We start from the raw sequence: 17179 nt of genomic DNA on the forward strand, positions 1-17179 counted from the left end.
GCGCTTTCGAAGCCTGTGCACCACAGGTAGACTTCAACCCCCGTATCAATGTCTGCAGGCTGGAGTCGGTAATGCGTAAAGATAAAAAACAGGTGATCGGTGACGAGATCGGCGACGACCAGATCAAATTGTTCCTGGACTTCGAGCCGGTCGATGCGACGTCCCCGTCCCTGCACAAACTGATCAAGGCCTATCGCGGCCTGCGTATCGACGACTTCGAGCGCTTCCTGGGATTCTTCAAGGAAGCCGGTCTGGACCTGGATGGCAAGGATGAGCACGGCCAGACCTTTGTCGATCTGATCAAGGACCAGCGCAACGCCGCCGAGTACATCGAGCTGATCGACAAAGCCCGCGGCTGATTATCCGAGCCATAAAAAAACGCCCCGGCCTCATAAGAGTCCGGGGCGTTTCGCTTTTAACGGCAGGAGCGAGCTTGCTCGCGAAGAACCTGAGAGCGCCGCGTCAAACCAGATGCGCTGCGTTATCGTTATCGTTTTGCGCGAGCGAGCTCGCTCCTGCAGGATCCACCAGCTCCAGGCTGATGTTGTTCTGCGTATTGATCTTGCGATACAGCTCGGCATCCGTCTCCAGCACGTTCTCGCGCGCCGGGAAGATCTCGTGCAGCTTGGTCGCCCATTCGCCCTTGGCTTTCTCCGGGAAGCAGCGCTCGATCAGGTCAAGCATGATCGACACCGTCACCGAAGCGCCCGGCGAGGCACCCAGCAGCGCCGCCAGCGAACCATCCTTGGCCGCCACCAGCTCGGTGCCGAATTGCAGCACGCCGCCTTTCTTCGGGTCTTTCTTGATGATCTGTACCCGCTGGCCGGCCACTTCCAGACGCCAGTCTTCGGCTTTCGCCTCGGGGTAGAAACGGCGCAGGGATTCCAGGCGCTGCTCCATGGACTGGCGCACTTCGCTGACCAGGTACTTGGTCAGGTCCATGTTGTCGCGCGCCACGGCGAGCATCGGGCCGATGTTGCCGGCACGAATCGACATCGGCAGGTCCAGGAACGAGCCGTGCTTGAGGAATTTGGTGGTGAACCCGGCGTACGGCCCGAACAGCAGGGACTTCTTGCCATCCACCACGCGGGTATCCAGGTGCGGTACGGACATCGGTGGCGAGCCCACGGCGGCCTGGCTATAGACCTTGGCCTGATGCTGCCTGACCACTTCCGGATTGTCGCAGCGCAGCCACTGGCCGCTGACCGGGAAACCGCCAAAGCCTTTGCTTTCTTCGATGCCCGACGCCTGCAGCAGCGGCAGTGCCGCACCGCCGGCGCCGAGGAAGACGAACTTGGCATCCACGTCGCGGCTGTTGCCGCTGTTGACGTCCTTGATGCTGACGGTCCAGCCGGCACCATTGCGCTTGAGGCCGGTGACGCGCTTGCAATACTTGACCTGGGCGTCCGCCGAACTGGTCAGGTGGCTGAGCAGTTGGTTGGTCAGGGCGCCGAAGTTGACGTCAGTCCCGTTCATCACGCGGGTCGCGGCGATTTTTTCGTCCAGCGGGCGGCCCGGCATCATCAGCGGCATCCACTCGGCCATCTCGCTGCGGTCTTCGGTGTAGTGCATGTCCGAAAACGCATGGTGCTGGCTGAGGGTTTCAAAACGCTTCTTGAGGAAGGCAACGCCGTTTTCGCCCTGCACGAAACTCAGGTGCGGGACCGGGCTGATAAAGGATTTGGACGAGCCAAAGGTGCCTTTTTTGGTCAGGTACGCCCAGAACTGTTTCGACACCTCGAACTGGGTGTTGATGTGCACGGCTTTCTTGATGTCGATGGAGCCATCGGCGGCCTGCGGCGTGTAGTTCAGCTCACACAGCCCGGCGTGGCCGGTACCGGCGTTGTTCCACGGGTTGGAACTCTCCGCGGCACCCGAATCCATCAGCTCAACGACTTCCAGCTTGAGGCCGGGGTCGAGCTCCTTGAGCAGTACGGCCAGGGTGGCACTCATGATGCCGGCCCCTACCAGAACTACGTCGACTGCTTCGTTATGCGCCATTTAACGCGTCTCCAAAATCTGCAGCACCAAATTGACGGCATGGCTGCCAGGAGTGACGGGGCGGTTCACGTGTTGCCCCAGGTTACCCATGGCCAGGATCGCCATGTCCGTTTCGCAATTCTTTGCAACTTCAGCGCACGCTTCCTGCCCGGCTAATCTGCCTATGAACGCATTCATGGGCGCCTGTGGCAATTCGACTTATGGTCAAAGCGCGCGATCCGTGCAACCAATCCGTAGCGGACAGGCTCAAGCTCCGGTTGTCGAGGAGTACTCGGTCCTGTGTTGGGCTGTTCCAGACGCTGATGGTGCTTGTACAAACGCCAAACTATTCATTTGCTCGCCACACTCTTGTGAAGTTGTGAAAACCCGTTTTTTCACGCTCTTTTGAAGACGTGAACCTCAAAAAAGGGCTGCCCAGCCTGGCACCTGGCCCGTGAAACGGGCAACAAACTCAAGTGGCCGAGCGCAATGGCAGCTCTGGCAGATTCGATAAAGACGGGTGGTTTGCAAAGGAAACAGCAAGCACGCCAGCTTCACTCGATCTGTGTGGGCGGCTCTCTGTGGGCAATTGGGAGGTTAATGCCGAGGCAATAACGATGCTGCGGGGCCCGATCAGGAGACGTCCTTATAATCGGGGGGAGATTGTAGCGAAGAACGCCGGGGAAATGGGCGTGTTTTATGACTTTTATTAGTGCGCTGGTCAGGAGGCCAACGCTTGTCGCGAAGATGCGCGTACAAACTCGGGGCTGACCCGTGCACTGGCCGGCAGCGGGCGGTGCATCCAGCCAAGGTGTGTCTCTGCAACTTCCACCCAGCCTTCACCGACGGGCGGCAAGCTGCATTGCTTGAACGCCAGGCAATGGCCGTGGGCGTCGAGCAGGGCGAAGTGGCGATGGCGGGCGTGGGAGAAGAACAATGACTTGAGAAGGCGCATGACGATGTACCGGTTGCGTTACATGCTTGAAGGTTCTCAGTCTGCCATGACATTGGAATGACGATTTTATGTGAAATTGTAATTTGCCCATGCCTTCAGCTGCGGTTCAGGATTGCTGGTGAGTGACGCGCGAGCACCGTTATACTGGCGGCCTGTGTGCGCCTAGTCCTGGAGAAATGAGTATGTTGCAACGCCTGTTGTTCGGTTTGATCACTGTGACCAGTTTGGCTTTGGTTGGCTGCGCCAACAGCCCGCAACAACTCAGCCCGCAACCCAAAGTCACGGCGCAGTTGGCCCCGGTCGGTCACGGCCAGCCGGTGTCGGTGCGTGTGGTAGATGGCCGTCCGTCACCTACGCTGGGTTCGCGTGGCGGCCTGTACCCGGAGACCGCGCTGATTTCGGTGACCGGCGAGGACGTGCTGCCCAAGCTGCAGGCCCAGGCTGAAGCCGCTGTGCGCTTGTTGGGCTTTACCCCGACCAACACGCCGGGTGCGCCGCAACTGACCGTCACCCTGGCCGAACTGAAATACCAGTCGCCCAAGGAAGGCCTGTATGTGACCGAAGCGTCCATCGGCGCGACCTTCAAGTCCGACGTCAGCGCCGGTACGCGTCGCTACAGCGGCCGCTACGCCGCATCCCTCAACCAGCGCTTCGGCATGTCGCCGAACCAGGAAACCAACACCAAGCTGGTCAGCGATGTGCTCAGCGATGCCTTGACCCGATTGTTCAAAGACCCAAGCATCGGCCAGTTGCTCAGTTCGCAATAAGCTGTTCAAAAAAACCGGGCTCATCGCTGAGCCCGGTTTTTTTACGCCTGGCGCTTCACGCCGCCGTGTCGACATAAAAATCCAACATGCTCACGCCAGTGAGTAAATCCAGCTCCGGAAGGTCGGCATGCACCTGCCCGGCGAGGGCGCAATACACCAGCCAGTGGCGGTCCTGGACGTTGAACGCAAGGCCGCCAACCAACGCCTCCTGTTCATCGCTTGGGGCAATCAGATACAGCCGGTCCTGGTTTTGCGCATGCAGCATGACAAGCACCTCACGTCGAAGGGCATCAGAGTGGCTTGTTAAGGTGACGTTCAGGTGACGCTGTAAATTACTGGATACATTAGCCGTCAACGGGGAGGGAGCAGTAACGGCGCAGGAAGCCACTATCGTTCAGGTTTGTATCTGGACCGATACCCGAATACTGTTTCGCCGAGGTTTGCGATGGCGTTGCCCGCGCTGCTCATCAATGCTGTAGCCCTATTGATTGCCTGCTCGGGCACCGTAGTGCTGTTCCTGACCCGCCTGCGCGCGCAGCGTGCGATGGCCGACCTCGCGCTGCGCAGCGAAGAGCGGGCCATAGACCAACCGATGCTGTTTCTGGATACGCGCACCGAACGGGCCTATCGCCAGGCTTACCGCGTCGGGTTTGCGGGCCTGGGGCTGGCGCTGGTTCTATCCTGGCTCAGCACCCACCTTTAAAGACACCGGAGCAAAATGTGGGAGGGCGCTTGCCCCCGATGACGGTGTGCCAGTCGATATATCCACTGGCTGACCCACCGCTATCGGGAGCAAGCCCCCTCCCACATTTTTTGATCGGTGTTTACAAAGGAATTCCGGCTTTTACCCGATATTGATTACGCACCGGCGTCGCATATTGCGTCACCAGGTACGGACGATGCTCCGATGGGCATTCGTGCAAGCGCCGCTCCCACTCCGCCTTCGCCTTGGCCAGTTCGTCGGCCGGGAATACGTCTGCGGCCTTGGGCACTTCCAGTTGTGGGTCGGCATCGTTCCATTGGGCATACGCCAGGTAGTGCACCGGGAACAACCGATAACCGCCCAGGATCTGGCGGTCCATTTCGGCAGCCAGCAGCTTGGTGTCTTCGAAGTGCTCGGTAATCGGCGGCGCGAAGTTCACGTGCACCCGGCCTTTGTAGCCGGTGATGCCCAGCGCAATACTCACGTCATCCTCGCCCGGCGCCTTGCAGTAGGTGCCGGTGGTGGCGCGGATATACAGCTCGCGGGCCTTGGCGGCGTCGCACGGATCGTACTCATAGCTGATCGACACTGGCGTCAGGTTCAACGACTGGATGACTTCGGCGAACGGCTCGTCCTTGCGGCTGACGTGGAACATCTTGAGGATCGCCGATTCGGTGCGATCATCCCCATCCTTTGCCCGACCTTCGGCCTGGGCGATCCAGATCGACTGGCAGTCGTTGCGGATCGAATGGTTGATGTAGGCCGACAGCAACTGGTAGGCCGCCATCTTTTCCTTTCGCCCGGTGATCGAGCGGTGCACGATGAAGCTCTTGTTCAAGCGCATCAGGTCGCTGACGAACGGCTTTTGCAGCAGGTTGTCGCCGATGGCGATGCGCGGCGTCGGCAGGCCGGCATGATAGACGGCGTAGTTGACGAAGGCCGGGTCCATCACGATGTCGCGGTGGTTGGCGAGGAACAGGTAGGCGCTGCCGGATTTCAATTGCTCGACGCCGGTATAGGTGACGCCGTCAGTCGCGCGGTCGATGGTATGGTCGACGTAATACTCGACTTTATCCTGCAGCGTCGCGACGGTGGTGACACCGGCGAATTCACGGCGCAGTTTGCGCGCGATCATCGGCTTGAGCAGCCAGCCCAGCGCGCCGGCGAAGCGCGGGAAGCGGAAGTGGGTCAGGATGTCCAGAAAGGCCTTGTCACGGAACAGCCGGTCCAGCACTGCCGGGACTTCGCTGTCGTTGTAAGGTCGGATGGTATCGAATTCGCCCATCATGCTCTCTTGTTAGAAACGGCTAGGGTAAGTAGAGGAAATACCAGGGTGCGGCCTGAGTAATGGGCTCAGCCGAAATATCACCCTGTAAATAGACCGGCGATTATACGCACAAGTCACTCAGGAGACTGCGATGCTGGAAACTGCGCTGTACGATTGTCCTTATTGTGGTGAAACGGTCGAAACGACGGTGGACTTGTCCGGCGGTGATCAGGTTTACATCGAGGACTGTCAGGTGTGCTGCAGGCCGATCAGTTTCAACCTGCAGGTGCATGATGACGAGTGGATGCTCGAAACCCGCAGCGAGAACGAATAAACAACAGGTAACGCCATGCAGCGAATCTACGAACCCGAAAACCTCATGGAAGGCGAGCTGCTGCAACAGATGCTCGCCAGCGAAGGGATCGAGGCGCACCTGGTGGGGCGCCATTTGCTCGGTGGCACGGGTGAACTGCCGATTTTCGGTTTGCTGGGGCTGGAGGTCGACAATGATCAGGCCGCCTACGCCCGCGAACTCATCACCGCCTATAATGCCGCGCAACCCTTGCCCGGCGACGAACCCGACAGCTTCCCCGACGTATTGGTCTGTTAGGCTGTCGCTCGGTTTACCCAAGAGTCGTGTTGCCCCATGTGTGGACGTTATGCCCTGTTTCGCTGGACCCCCGCTTTTGCTGCCTTGCCGGGGTTCCCGGCCGACCAGCAGGCCCAGTGGAATATTTCCCCCAATGATTCGGTGCTGATCCAGCGCGCCCTCGACGGCCAGCTCACCCTGGCGCGCGCACGTTGGGGCCTGACGCCGCCCTGGCTCACTGACCTGTCCCGCACGCCGGCCCATGCCCGCGCCGAAACCCTGGCCGAGCAACCGATGTTTCGCGAAGCGTTTCGCCAACGCCGTTGCCTGCTGCCGGCCAACGGGTTTTACGAATGGCGCGGCACCCAGCGCAAACGCCCGTACTGGCTCACGCCGGGGGAGGGCTCCACGTTGTTTTTCGCGGCGATCTGGGAAGCGTATCCGGTGCAGGAGCAGGTGTGGTTGAGTACGGCTGTGGTCACTCAGGCTGCGCAGGCTCAGCGCCGGCCGTTGATCCTGGATGAGGCGGGGCAGGCCGCCTGGCTGGACCCCGCGACACCGCTGGCGGTGCTGCAAGGTCTTCTGGCCAGTGAGCCCGGCGCTTTGCGCGAGCGGGTCCTGGCCAATATGGTCAATGATCCCAAGCTCAATGGGCCGGAGTGCCTGACCCCGGCTTGAACCGTCGACATTCAGCGGTTAAATGTCTGATGTATCTGGCGCCGATACCAATGTACGCCTACGATACGCGCCATGTTTTCAGGGAGAGTGTTCATGAAGAAGTCATTGGCGGTAAGCGGGTTGGTGGCAGCGATGCTGCTGGCCGGGTGTCAGTCGGTCAATACCACCAGCGGCGGCGCGGTTGGGGTTGAGCGCAAGCAGTACATGTTCAGCATGCTGTCGAGCCAGGAAGTCGACCAGATGTACGCCCAGTCCTACCAGCAGACCCTGGGTGAGGCGAGTGGCAAAGGCGTGTTGGACAAGACCAGCGCCAACGCCAAGCGCGTGCAGGCCATTGCCAATCGCCTGATCGCCCAGGCGCCGACCTTCCGCCCGGATGCGGCGCAATGGAAGTGGGAAGTGAACCTGATCAAGAGCGATGAGATGAACGCCAACTGCGGGCCGGGTGGCAAGATCCTGGTGTACAGCGCGTTGATCGACAACCTCAAGCTCACCGATGACGAACTGGCCGCCGTGATGGGCCATGAAATCGCCCACGCCTTGCGTGAACATGGCCGCGAAGCCATGTCCAAGGCCTACGGCATCGAGATGGCCAAGCAGGGCGCCGGTGCATTGTTCGGCCTGGGCCAGGACAGCCTGGCGCTGGCCGATACCGTGGCCAACTATGGCATGACCTTGCCCAACAGCCGCAGCAATGAGAACGAAGCCGACCTGATCGGCCTGGAGCTGGCCGCCCGCGCCGGCTACAACCCGAACGCCGCCATCACGCTGTGGAACAAGATGGCCAAGGCTTCGGAAGGCGCGCCACCGGAGTTCATGAGCACGCACCCGGCTTCCGACAGCCGTATTGCTTCGTTGCAGGCGGCGATTCCGAAGGTCATGCCGCTGTACCAACAGGCCAAGAAGTCCTAGGGCTTGAGCTGCAAGTGGCAAGCTTCAAGCTGCAAGAAAAAGCAATGCTTCTTCTTGCAGCTTTTAACTTGCAGCTTGCAGCTTTTAGCTAAATCCACCCACTGCTTTGCATGGCCTTGTACACCGCCACAATCGCCAGTACGAAAAACGCCGTTGCGGCCAGCCGACGAATCAACGTCAACGGCAGCTTCTCCGCCGCAAAATTCCCCGCCAGCACCACCGGCACGTTGGCAATCAACATCCCCAGCGTGGTGCCGATAATCACCAGCCATAATTCCGGGTATTGCGCGGCCAGCATCACCGTGGCGATCTGGGTCTTGTCGCCGATTTCCGCGATGAAGAACGCAATCAGCGTGGTCAGGAATGGCCCGAACTTGCGCGTGGTGCTGGCTTCGTCATCGTCGAGTTTGTCCGGCACCAGTGTCCACAGCGCCGTGGCACAGAAGCTGGCTGCGAGAATCCAGTGCAGCACCGCATCGGAGAAGAAACTCCCGAACCAGGCGCCTACCGCACCGGCAGCCGCATGGTTGGCCAGGGTCGCGGCGACGATGCCGGCGATGATGGGCCAGGGCTTGCGAAAGCGAGCAGCGAGAATGAGCGCGAGCAGTTGCGTCTTGTCGCCGATTTCGGCCAGGGCAACGATTGCGGTAGGTACGAGCAGTGAATCCAGCATCAGGTAGGTTTCCAGGGGCGGGTCGACACGGCTATGACACGTACAGCCTTCCCGCCCCGGGTAAGGTGTGCGTGTCATAGGTCTTGTCAAACCCCGGTCCGTCTGTGCGGACTCCTGGGTCGCATACGCCATGGTCTGCTGACCAAGTATGTTGACGTATGCCGGACGAGCGTGGGCTCGTGGGAGACTACTCCCCTAGGACGGAGCGGATTCTGCCTAGGCAAAACCCATTCGGCAAGCCTTCTTTTTCAAACGCCCGTCAGGGACGCTTGGCCCGATAGATGCGAAAACCATTGCCTTCGGCTTTGACGGCGCAGATGCCCAAATGCTCTTCGATCAGCGGCTGGTACTTCAGGAAACTGTTGGCGACCAGGCGCAGTTCGCCGCCTTTTGCGAGATGTTTTGCTGCTTTTCGCAGCAAGTTTTCCGTAGCGAAGTAATCGGTGTGCACCCCGACATGGAACGGTGGGTTGCTCAGAATCGCGTTCAAGCCCATCGGCGCGGCGTCGATGCCGTCACCGGTCAGTACCTCGGCCTCCAGGCCATTGGCAGCCAGGGTCAGACGACTGCTGGCAGCGGCGAAGGCGTCCACATCGAGCAGCGTCACGGTGTTATGCGGGTAGCGACGTTTTACCGCAGCGCCCAATACGCCGGCGCCGCAACCAAAGTCGAGCAAATGCCCGCTGGGCAGCTTGTCCAGGTGTGCCAGCAACAGTTCGGTGCCACGGTCCAGGCGGCCATGGCTGAACACGCCTGGCAGGCTCACCACTTTGAGCGGCCCGTCGGCGAGCGGTACGTCGAAGGTCTGCGCCAGGCTATCCAGTTCGAGCGCTGGCGGCGCGTTGCCCACCGTGACTTGCCAAAGCTGACAATGCCGCGCGTTATCCAGCTTGCGCGGTTTGCCGAAGGGGATCATCTGCTTGGCGGCGCTTTCGATGCCGGCTTTTTTCTCGCCGACCAGAAACAGTTCGGCACCGGGCAGGCGCGCGGCCACGGCGTTGAGCAGGTAGTCGGTGAGGTCTTTGGACTTGGGCAGGAAAATCACCGCCGCATCAAATGCGCGCTCAGGCACAGTCACGCCGAACTGGCTGCGCTCGGGAAAACGCGCCGCAAGCGCCGCCTGATCGCCGGCATGCCAGCACCAGCCATGGGCGTTGGGCAGGCGCCCGAGCAAATCGTCGGCCGGCAAACCGACCAGCAGCAGGTTGCCTTGAAAAAGTTCGGCCTGGCGAAGCAGTACTTCACTGCGCGGATCCATGGTCTGCTCCTTGAAAAGGGGCGCAGTTTATCAACTGACGACGCGAAGCGGGGCACCGTTGAAAAAGCCCAGGGCGTTTTCGCGCAATTGCCCGACGATCCGTTGCCGCGCTTCACGGCTGCCCCAGGCGTTATGGGGCGTGACGATCAGCCGAGGAATGTCACCGGCCAGCAGCGGGTTGCCCTGGACCGGAGGCTCGACACTCAGCACATCCGTGGCCGCACCGCCCAGGTGCCCGCTGCGCAGCGCATCGGCCAGCGCCTGTTCGTTGATCAAGCCACCGCGTGCAGTGTTGACGACAAACGCGCCGGGCTTGAGCAGCGCCAGTTCGCGCGCGCCGATAAGGTCGCGGGTGTGCTCGTTGAGCGGGCAATGCAAGGTCAGCGCATCGACCTGCGCCAGCAGTTCATCCAGCGGCACGCGGTTGGCGCGGGCAGGGCGCCCGGGAATCGCGCCGAGCACCACGCGCATGCCGAAGGCTTCGGCCAGGCGCGCCACGGCACTGCCCAGCTCGCCATGCCCGAGCAGGCCGAGGGTTTTGCCTTCCAGCTCGACAATCGGGTAGTCCAGCAGGCAGAACTGCCTAGCCTGCTGCCATTTGCCCGCGGCCACATCCCGTTGATAGTCGTTCAGGCGCGTGGCGAGGTTGAGCAGCAGCATGAGTGTGTGCTGGGCCACGGACGGCGTGCCGTAGCCCTGGCAGTTACTCACGGTGATGCCTTGGGCGCGGGCGGCATCGAGGTCGATGTTGTTGGTGCCGGTGGCCGACACCAGGATCAGCTTGAGGTCGGGGCAGGCCGCCAGAGTCTCGGCGTTGAGCGGGATTTTGTTGCTGATGGCGACGTGAGCGCCCTGCAAGCGTTCGAGCACATTCTGCGGCGTGGTCTGCTCGAACAGCTGTAGCTCGCTGAAGCAGTCGCGTAGGCCGCTGAGGTCGAGGTCGCCGAGGTCCAGGGAGGGGTGATCGAGGAAGACGGCGCGGCGATTGTTCATGATCAACTGTACCTTTTGCGACGAGGTTTGAAGGCGTAATCTGCTGAGCCTATCAGATGAAATAATCCGTTACTTCAGGGAGCGCGCATGTACGTCGCCGAGTTTTTAACCGTAGCTTTGATTCACCTGTTGGCGGTGGCCAGCCCTGGGCCGGACTTCGCCGTAGTGGTGCGCGAAAGCGTGACCCACGGTCGGCGCGCCGGTACCTGGACCGCGCTGGGCGTCGGTTCGGCGATTTTTCTGCATGTCGGTTACTCGCTGCTGGGCATCGGCTTGATCGTGTCCCAGTCCATCGTGCTGTTCAATGCGCTGAAATGGGCGGCAGCGGCCTACCTGCTGTATATCGGCTTCAAGGCGCTGCGCGCGCAGCCGGCCAAGCCCGTGGCCGATGGCGAACTGCATCGCGAGGCAGGCGAGCGCACCCCACGCGGCGCGTTCACGGCGGGTTTTGTGACCAACGGCTTGAACCCCAAGGCCACGCTGTTTTTCCTGTCGCTGTTCACGGTGGTGATCAACCCGCACACACCGTTGGCGGTGCAGGCCGGTTATGGCGTGTATCTGGCGGTGGCGACGGCGCTGTGGTTTTGCCTGGTGGCCATGCTGTTCAGTCAGCAGCGCGTGCGCGCCGGGTTTGCGAAGATGGGGCATTGGTTTGATCGCACCATGGGCGCGGTGCTGATTGCGATCGGGGTGAAGCTGGCGTTTACCAGCATGAAGTAAACCTGATCTGTGTGGGAGGGGGCTTGCTCCCGATGGCGGTGGATCAGCTAATGAATGCTTGGTTGACACACCGCTATCGGGGGCAAGCCCCCTCCCACATTGGACCTCAGTGGGTTCAAGATGATGGCTAAAAGCTAGCATTTGCTGGGCCCTGCAAATCATTCCTTTGGCTGATTTGGTTGAAACATAACGTCTCTACAGTGCAGGTCTTCACGCCAAGACCGCGCAGTCATAAAAGGGATTCGTATGTTGCAGACCCGTGTCATTCCCCCCGCCGAAGGCGCTTACCAGTACCCGCTGTTGATCAAACGCCTGTTGATGTCCGGGACCCGTTACGAAAAGACCCGGGAAATCATCTACCGCGACAAACTGCGCTACACCTACCCGACCTTGATCGAGCGCGTCGCGCGCCTGGCCAATGTGCTGACCGAAGCAGGGGTCAAGGCCGGTGACACGGTGGCGGTGATGGATTGGGACAGCCATCGTTACCTGGAATGCATGTTCGCCATCCCGATGATCGGCGCGGTGATCCACACCATCAACGTGCGCCTGTCGCCGGAACAGATCCTCTACACCATGAACCACGCCGACGACCGCTTTGTGCTGGTCAACAGCGAGTTCGTTGGGCTTTACCAGGCCCTCGCCGGGCAACTCACCAGCGTCGACAAGACCTTGCTGATCACCGACGACGACAGCAAGACCGCCGACCTGCCCAACCTGGTGGGCGAGTACGAAACCCTGCTGGCCGCAGCGAGCCCGAAGTACACCTTCGAGGATTTCGACGAGAATTCCGTTGCCACCACCTTCTACACCACCGGTACCACCGGCAATCCCAAGGGCGTGTATTTCACCCACCGCCAACTGGTGCTGCACACCATCGGCGTGGCGACCATCATGGGCAGCGTCGACAGCGTGCGTTTGCTCGGCACTAACGACGTGTACATGCCGATCACGCCGATGTTCCACGTACACGCCTGGGGCCTGCCGTATGTGGCGACCATGCTCGGCCTGAAGCAGGTCTACCCCGGCCGCTACGACCCCGAATACCTGGTGGCGCTGTGGCGCCAGGAAAAGGTCACCTTTTCGCATTGCGTGCCGACCATCCTGCAAATGGTGCTCAATGCCAAGGCCGCCCAGGGCGTGGATTTCGGCGGTTGGAAAATCGTCATCGGCGGCAGCGCGCTCAACCGTTCGCTGTACGAAGCCGCCAAGGCCCGTGGTATTCAATTGACGGCCGCGTACGGGATGTCCGAGACCGGGCCGCTGGTGTCCTGTGCCCACCTCAATGACGAGCTGATGGCCGGCAGCGAAGATGAACGCACCACCTATCGCATCAAGGCTGGCGTGCCCGGCCCGTTGGTGGAAGCGGCGATCATGGACACCGACGGCAACTTTCTGCCTGCCGACGGCGAATCCCAGGGCGAACTGGTACTGCGTGCGCCCTGGCTCACCGAAGGCTATTACAACGAGCCGCAAAAGGGCGCCGAGCTGTGGGCCGGTGGCTGGATGCACACCGGCGATGTCGCCACCCTGGACGCGTTCGGCGTGATCGATATCCGTGACCGCATCAAGGACGTGATCAAGACCGGTGGCGAATGGATCTCCTCGCTGGCCCTGGAAGACTTGGTCAGCCGTCACCCGGCGGTACGTGAAGTAGCGGTGGTGGGCATTGCCGACCCGCAGTGGGGCGAGCGCCCGTTTGCCCTGTTGGTGCTGCGTGATGGCCATGTGATAGGCGCCCGTGAGCTCAAGGAACACCTCAAGCCGTTCGTTGAATTGGGCCACTTGAGCAAGTGGGCGATTCCGAGCCAGATCGCCGTTGTTACGGAAATTCCCAAGACCAGCGTCGGCAAGCTCGACAAAAAACGTATCCGTATCGACATCATCCAATGGCAGGCCAACAACAGCACCTTCCTGTCGACCCTCTGACACCGCTCGCCGCGCCCGTTCGGGCGCGCGCTGCTCTATCTCAAGCCTTTACTTGTGATTTGCCGAATTTCAGCCATCCTTGCCGCGTCGACCTTCGTCGGCGTGGCGAAAGGGTCGTGGCAGACGGGTTGGTGATGCAAATCACACTTTAGAGGGATCAAGCACTACCCCCTGCTGGCTATAGTCCCTTCCAGAGTTTTTCGTGGATGTTGCGCTTCGGGCGAGGGTCGCCTGGTTGTCGCTCGGCATTGGAATCGTTGTATCCCGGCCGTTACATGCATCTTCCGAAAGAGCTCACTGCCATAACAATAAAATGCACATGGAGTAGCGTCGATGACCTCAGTAAACCAGTTCTGGCGCCGGGCACGACTGCCCCTGGCCGTCAGTCTCGCTTCTACGCTCGCCGGGCCCGCATTCGGCGTCAGTTTCAACATCGGTGAAATCGAAGGGAGTTTTGACTCATCCCTGTCGGTAGGCGCCAGTTGGAGCACGTCCAAGGCCAATCGCGACCTTATCGGCGCCAACAACGGCGGCAAGGGCTTGTCCCAGACCTCCGATGACGGGCACCTGAACTTCAAGCGCGGAGAAACGTTCTCGAAGATTTTCAAGGGCATCCACGACCTGGAACTGAAGTACGGCGACACCGGTGTGTTTGTGCGTGGCAAGTACTGGTACGACTTTGAGCTCAAGGACGAAAGCCGTCTGTTCAAGGACATCAGCGACAACAACCGCAAGGAAGGCGCCAAATCATCGGGCGGGCAGATCCTCGATGCGTTCGTCTACCACAACTACTCGATCGCCGACGCACCGGGTTCCGTGCGGTTTGGCAAGCAGGTGGTGAGCTGGGGCGAAAGCACCTTCATTGGCGGCGGTATCAACTCCATCAACCCGATCGACGTGTCGGCGTTTCGTCGTCCAGGGGCCGAAATCAAGGAAGGCCTGATTCCGGTCAACATGTTCTACGTGTCCCAGACACTCACCGACAACCTGTCGGCCGAGGCGTTTTACCAGCTGGAATGGGACCAGACCGTCACCGATAACTGCGGCACCTTCTTCTCCCAGCCGGACGTGATTTCCGATGGCTGCAGCAATAACCTGCGGGTACTGAACAAGCGCTCGACCATCCCCGCCGCCGCATTGCCGACGTTGGGCGCCCTGGGTGTGGACGTGAACAGCGAAGGCGTACTCGTGCGCCGTGGCCCGGACCGCGATGCCCGCGACAGCGGCCAGTTCGGCATGGCCATGCACTACAACTTCGAGCCGCTGGATACCGAATTCGGCGCCTACTTCATGAACTACCACAGCCGTGCGCCGATCTTCAGTGCACAGGGTGCGCCGTCGTCGGCCTACACCCGTCCACTGGGTCCGCTGGGGGCCTTGCGTCCGTTGATCGTGGCGGGCAGCTCCAACTACTTCGTCGAGTACCCGGAAGATATCCGCCTCTACGGTTTGAGCTTCTCCACCACCCTGCCTACCGGCACCGCCTGGAGCGGTGAGTTGAGCTACCGTCCGAACGCGCCGGTGCAGTTGAGCACCACTGATATCCTGTTTGCCGGCGTCACGCCGATTCCGGGCTTTGGCAACGCGTCGGTGCTCAAGGGCTCGCCAGGCCAGGACCTGCACGGTTACAACCGCAAGGAAGTGACCCAGTTCCAGACCACCTTCACGCACTTCTTCGACCAGGTAATGGGCGCCAGCCGCCTGACCACCGTGGGTGAAATCGGCGTGACCCACGTGGGTGGCCTGGAAAGCAAATCCCAGGCGCGCTACGGCCGCGACCCGGTATTCGGTCCCGGCACCTTGCCAGGTGGGTTCTGCAACGCGCTTAACAACTCCACCGCCAACGGCGCCGGCTTGCCCAATGCGGCGGGCCTGAACACCAACTGCAACAACGACGGCTATACCACGGCAACCTCCTGGGGTTATCGCGCCCGTGCCATCTGGGAATACCCGGACGTGTTCGCCGGCGTCAACCTCAAGCCCAACGTGGTCTGGTCCCATGACGTCAAAGGTTACTCGCCGGGCCCTGGCGCCAACTTCGAAGAAGGGCGCAAGGCGGTCAGTCTGGGCCTGGATGCCGAATACCAGAACACCTACACCGCGAGCCTGGCCTACACCAACTTCTTTGGTGGCAAGTTCAGCACCGTGGATGACCGTGACTTTGTCGCGTTGAGCTTTGGCGCCAACTTCTAAGCACACTCTTTTCAAGTGGCATGTATTCAGGAAGACCAGAGTATGAAAATAACTAAAAGTCTGTTGCACGTGGGTGTGCTTGGGCTGTCGATCCTGGCGAGCAACGTCATGGCGGCGGTCTCGGCCGATGAAGCAGCCAAGCTCGGCACCAGCTTGACCCCGATGGGCGCCGAAATGGCCGGTAACGCGGCCGGCACCATCCCGAAATGGACGCCGATGGCGACCAACGCGGGCGCCGTGGATGCCAAAGGCTTCCTGGCCAACCCTTATGCCAGCGAACAACCGCAGTTCACCATCACCGCGCAAAACGTCGAGCAATACAAAGACAAGCTGGCGCCGGGGCAGTACGCGATGTTCAAGCGTTACCCGGACTCGTTCAAGATGCCGGTCTATCCGACCCATCGCGGCGCCACGGTGCCGGCGGAGGTGTTCGCCGCGATCAAGAAAAACGCCACCACCACCAACCTGGTGTCTGGCGGCAACGGCCTGGAAAACTTCGAGACGGCCGTGCCGTTCCCGATTCCGAAAAGCGGCGTGGAAGTCATCTGGAACCACATCACCCGTTATCGCGGGGGCAGCGTCACCCGCCTGGTCACCCAGGCCACACCGCAAACCAACGGTTCCTACAGCCTGGTGTACTTTCGCGATCAGTTCGTGTTCCGCGACAAGATGAAGGACTTCGACCCGAAAAACCCAGGCAACGTGCTGTTCTACTTCAAGCAGCAAGTCACCGCGCCGGCGCGCCTGGCCGGTGGTGTACTGCTGGTGCACGAAACCCTCGACCAAGTGAAGGAGCCGCGTTCGGCGTGGGTCTACAACGCCGGTCAGCGCCGTGTGCGCCGGGCACCGCAAGTGTCCTATGACGGGCCGGGGACTGCCGCCGATGGCCTGCGTACTTCCGACAACCTCGACATGTACAACGGCGCGCCGGACCGCTACGACTGGAAACTGGAAGGCAAGAAGGAAATCTACATCGCCTCCAACAGCTACAAGATCGATGATCCGAAACTCAAGTACGCCGACATCATCAAGGCCGGCCATATCAACCAGGATCTGGCGCGCTATGAGCTGCGCCGTGTCTGGCATGTGGTCGCGACCTTGAAGGAAGGCCAGCGGCACATCTACGCCAAGCGTGACTTCTTCATCGACGAAGACACCTGGCAAGCGGCGGTGATCGACCACTACGACGGCCGTGGCCAACTGTGGCGCGTCGCCGAAGCCCATGCCGAGAACTACTACGACAAGCAGGTGCCGTGGTATGCCCTGGAAACCCTCTACGACCTGCAGTCCGGCCGCTACCTGGCCCTGGGCATGAAGAACGAAGAGAAACAGGCTTATGACTTCGGCTTCACCGCCACCACCAGCGACTTCACTCCAGCGGCCCTGCGCCAGGATGGCGTGCGCTAACCTGAACCTATGTTGATACCCCTGTGGGAGGGGGCTTGCCCCGATAGCGGTGGTTCAGTCAACTAAGCGTTGGCTGACACACCGCCATCGGGGGCAAGCCCCCTCCCACATTTTTGTTTGGGGCGTTTGCGGGATATTTTTTGTCGCAGTTCTTT

At 60.8% G+C, this 17179-nt stretch carries 18 protein-coding genes and 1 riboswitch; of the genes, 11 read left to right on the top strand and 7 right to left on the bottom strand.

What is annotated here, in order from left to right:
- Nucleotides 1-71: 71 nt before the first annotated feature.
- Entirely contained in the window at nucleotides 72-359 is a 288-nt protein-coding gene (locus C4J91_RS05010) for a PA4642 family protein (RefSeq protein WP_124361326.1), read from the top strand.
- Between the two features lie 103 nt (nucleotides 360-462).
- Here C4J91_RS05010 and mqo read toward each other — a convergent pair whose 3' ends face one another.
- Both mqo and C4J91_RS05020 read right to left on the bottom strand, forming a co-directional pair.
- Nucleotides 463-2001 (bottom strand): malate dehydrogenase (quinone), encoded by a 1539-nt coding sequence (gene mqo / locus C4J91_RS05015; protein WP_124361327.1) that lies wholly within the window; start codon nucleotides 1999-2001, stop codon nucleotides 463-465.
- A gap of 700 nt (nucleotides 2002-2701) precedes the next feature.
- Nucleotides 2702-2935: a hypothetical protein gene (locus C4J91_RS05020; RefSeq protein ID WP_124361328.1), complete on the bottom strand. Its 234-nt coding sequence runs from the start codon at nucleotides 2933-2935 to the stop codon at nucleotides 2702-2704.
- A gap of 182 nt (nucleotides 2936-3117) precedes the next feature.
- On the opposite strand from C4J91_RS05020, the gene C4J91_RS05025 reads away from it, so the two are divergent.
- Entirely contained in the window at nucleotides 3118-3702 is a 585-nt protein-coding gene (locus C4J91_RS05025) for a YajG family lipoprotein (RefSeq protein WP_124361329.1), read from the top strand.
- A gap of 55 nt (nucleotides 3703-3757) precedes the next feature.
- Here C4J91_RS05025 and C4J91_RS05030 read toward each other — a convergent pair whose 3' ends face one another.
- Nucleotides 3758-3967 carry a hypothetical protein gene (locus C4J91_RS05030; protein ID WP_124361330.1) on the bottom strand — a complete coding sequence of 70 codons (210 nt, stop codon included), beginning with the start codon at nucleotides 3965-3967 and terminating at the stop codon, nucleotides 3758-3760.
- 180 nt (nucleotides 3968-4147) lie between these two features.
- On the opposite strand from C4J91_RS05030, the gene C4J91_RS05035 reads away from it, so the two are divergent.
- Complete coding sequence (locus C4J91_RS05035; protein WP_124361331.1) at nucleotides 4148-4405, top strand: hypothetical protein; 258 nt, start codon at nucleotides 4148-4150, stop codon at nucleotides 4403-4405.
- A 121-nt stretch (nucleotides 4406-4526) separates the two neighbouring features.
- On the opposite strand, the gene C4J91_RS05040 is transcribed toward C4J91_RS05035, so the two are convergent.
- Nucleotides 4527-5690, bottom strand: coding sequence for a 1-acyl-sn-glycerol-3-phosphate acyltransferase (locus C4J91_RS05040; RefSeq protein WP_177412819.1), 1164 nt, complete (start codon nucleotides 5688-5690; stop codon nucleotides 4527-4529).
- 133 nt (nucleotides 5691-5823) lie between these two features.
- Between C4J91_RS05040 and C4J91_RS05045 the strand changes: the two genes are divergently transcribed.
- The 4 genes from C4J91_RS05045 (at nucleotide 5824) to C4J91_RS05060 (ending at nucleotide 7851) form a co-directional block, all read left to right on the top strand.
- Nucleotides 5824-6006: a CPXCG motif-containing cysteine-rich protein gene (locus tag C4J91_RS05045; protein ID WP_124361333.1), complete on the top strand. Its 183-nt coding sequence runs from the start codon at nucleotides 5824-5826 to the stop codon at nucleotides 6004-6006.
- A 15-nt stretch (nucleotides 6007-6021) separates the two neighbouring features.
- On the top strand, nucleotides 6022-6282 hold the full coding sequence (locus tag C4J91_RS05050; protein ID WP_124361334.1) for a putative signal transducing protein: 261 nt from the start codon (nucleotides 6022-6024) through the stop codon (nucleotides 6280-6282).
- 36 nt (nucleotides 6283-6318) lie between these two features.
- Nucleotides 6319-6939: an SOS response-associated peptidase gene (locus tag C4J91_RS05055; RefSeq protein WP_124361335.1), complete on the top strand. Its 621-nt coding sequence runs from the start codon at nucleotides 6319-6321 to the stop codon at nucleotides 6937-6939.
- A 93-nt stretch (nucleotides 6940-7032) separates the two neighbouring features.
- Nucleotides 7033-7851 (top strand): M48 family metallopeptidase, encoded by an 819-nt coding sequence (locus tag C4J91_RS05060; RefSeq protein WP_124361336.1) that lies wholly within the window; start codon nucleotides 7033-7035, stop codon nucleotides 7849-7851.
- 88 nt (nucleotides 7852-7939) lie between these two features.
- Here the strand turns inward: C4J91_RS05060 and C4J91_RS05065 are convergent, their stop codons facing one another.
- The 3 genes from C4J91_RS05065 to C4J91_RS05075 form a co-directional block, all read right to left on the bottom strand.
- Complete coding sequence (locus C4J91_RS05065; RefSeq protein WP_124361337.1) at nucleotides 7940-8524, bottom strand: TMEM165/GDT1 family protein; 585 nt, start codon at nucleotides 8522-8524, stop codon at nucleotides 7940-7942.
- 89 nt (nucleotides 8525-8613) lie between these two features.
- A riboswitch (yybP-ykoY riboswitch) is annotated at nucleotides 8614-8732 on the bottom strand.
- Between the two features lie 51 nt (nucleotides 8733-8783).
- Nucleotides 8784-9782, bottom strand: coding sequence for a class I SAM-dependent methyltransferase (locus C4J91_RS05070; RefSeq protein ID WP_124361338.1), 999 nt, complete (start codon nucleotides 9780-9782; stop codon nucleotides 8784-8786).
- A gap of 30 nt (nucleotides 9783-9812) precedes the next feature.
- On the bottom strand, nucleotides 9813-10775 hold the full coding sequence (locus C4J91_RS05075) for a 2-hydroxyacid dehydrogenase (protein ID WP_372238300.1): 963 nt from the start codon (nucleotides 10773-10775) through the stop codon (nucleotides 9813-9815).
- Between the two features lie 87 nt (nucleotides 10776-10862).
- Between C4J91_RS05075 and C4J91_RS05080 the strand changes: the two genes are divergently transcribed.
- The 4 genes from C4J91_RS05080 to C4J91_RS05095 all read left to right on the top strand — a co-directional run bounded on the left by C4J91_RS05080 (nucleotide 10863) and on the right by C4J91_RS05095 (nucleotide 17024).
- Nucleotides 10863-11495, top strand: coding sequence for a LysE family translocator (locus C4J91_RS05080; protein WP_124361339.1), 633 nt, complete (start codon nucleotides 10863-10865; stop codon nucleotides 11493-11495).
- A gap of 246 nt (nucleotides 11496-11741) precedes the next feature.
- The gene (locus C4J91_RS05085) at nucleotides 11742-13424 is read left to right on the top strand and encodes a fatty acid--CoA ligase (RefSeq protein WP_124361340.1); all 1683 of its coding nucleotides are present in this window, start codon (nucleotides 11742-11744) and stop codon (nucleotides 13422-13424) included.
- Nucleotides 13425-13757: 333 nt separating this feature from the next.
- Complete coding sequence (locus C4J91_RS05090) at nucleotides 13758-15617, top strand: DUF1302 domain-containing protein (protein WP_124361341.1); 1860 nt, start codon at nucleotides 13758-13760, stop codon at nucleotides 15615-15617.
- Between the two features lie 42 nt (nucleotides 15618-15659).
- Nucleotides 15660-17024 (top strand): DUF1329 domain-containing protein, encoded by a 1365-nt coding sequence (locus C4J91_RS05095; protein ID WP_124361342.1) that lies wholly within the window; start codon nucleotides 15660-15662, stop codon nucleotides 17022-17024.
- Nucleotides 17025-17179 lie beyond the last annotated feature (155 nt).

The organism is Pseudomonas sp. R3-52-08, from assembly GCF_003851745.1.
Lineage (GTDB): Bacteria > Pseudomonadota > Gammaproteobacteria > Pseudomonadales > Pseudomonadaceae > Aquipseudomonas.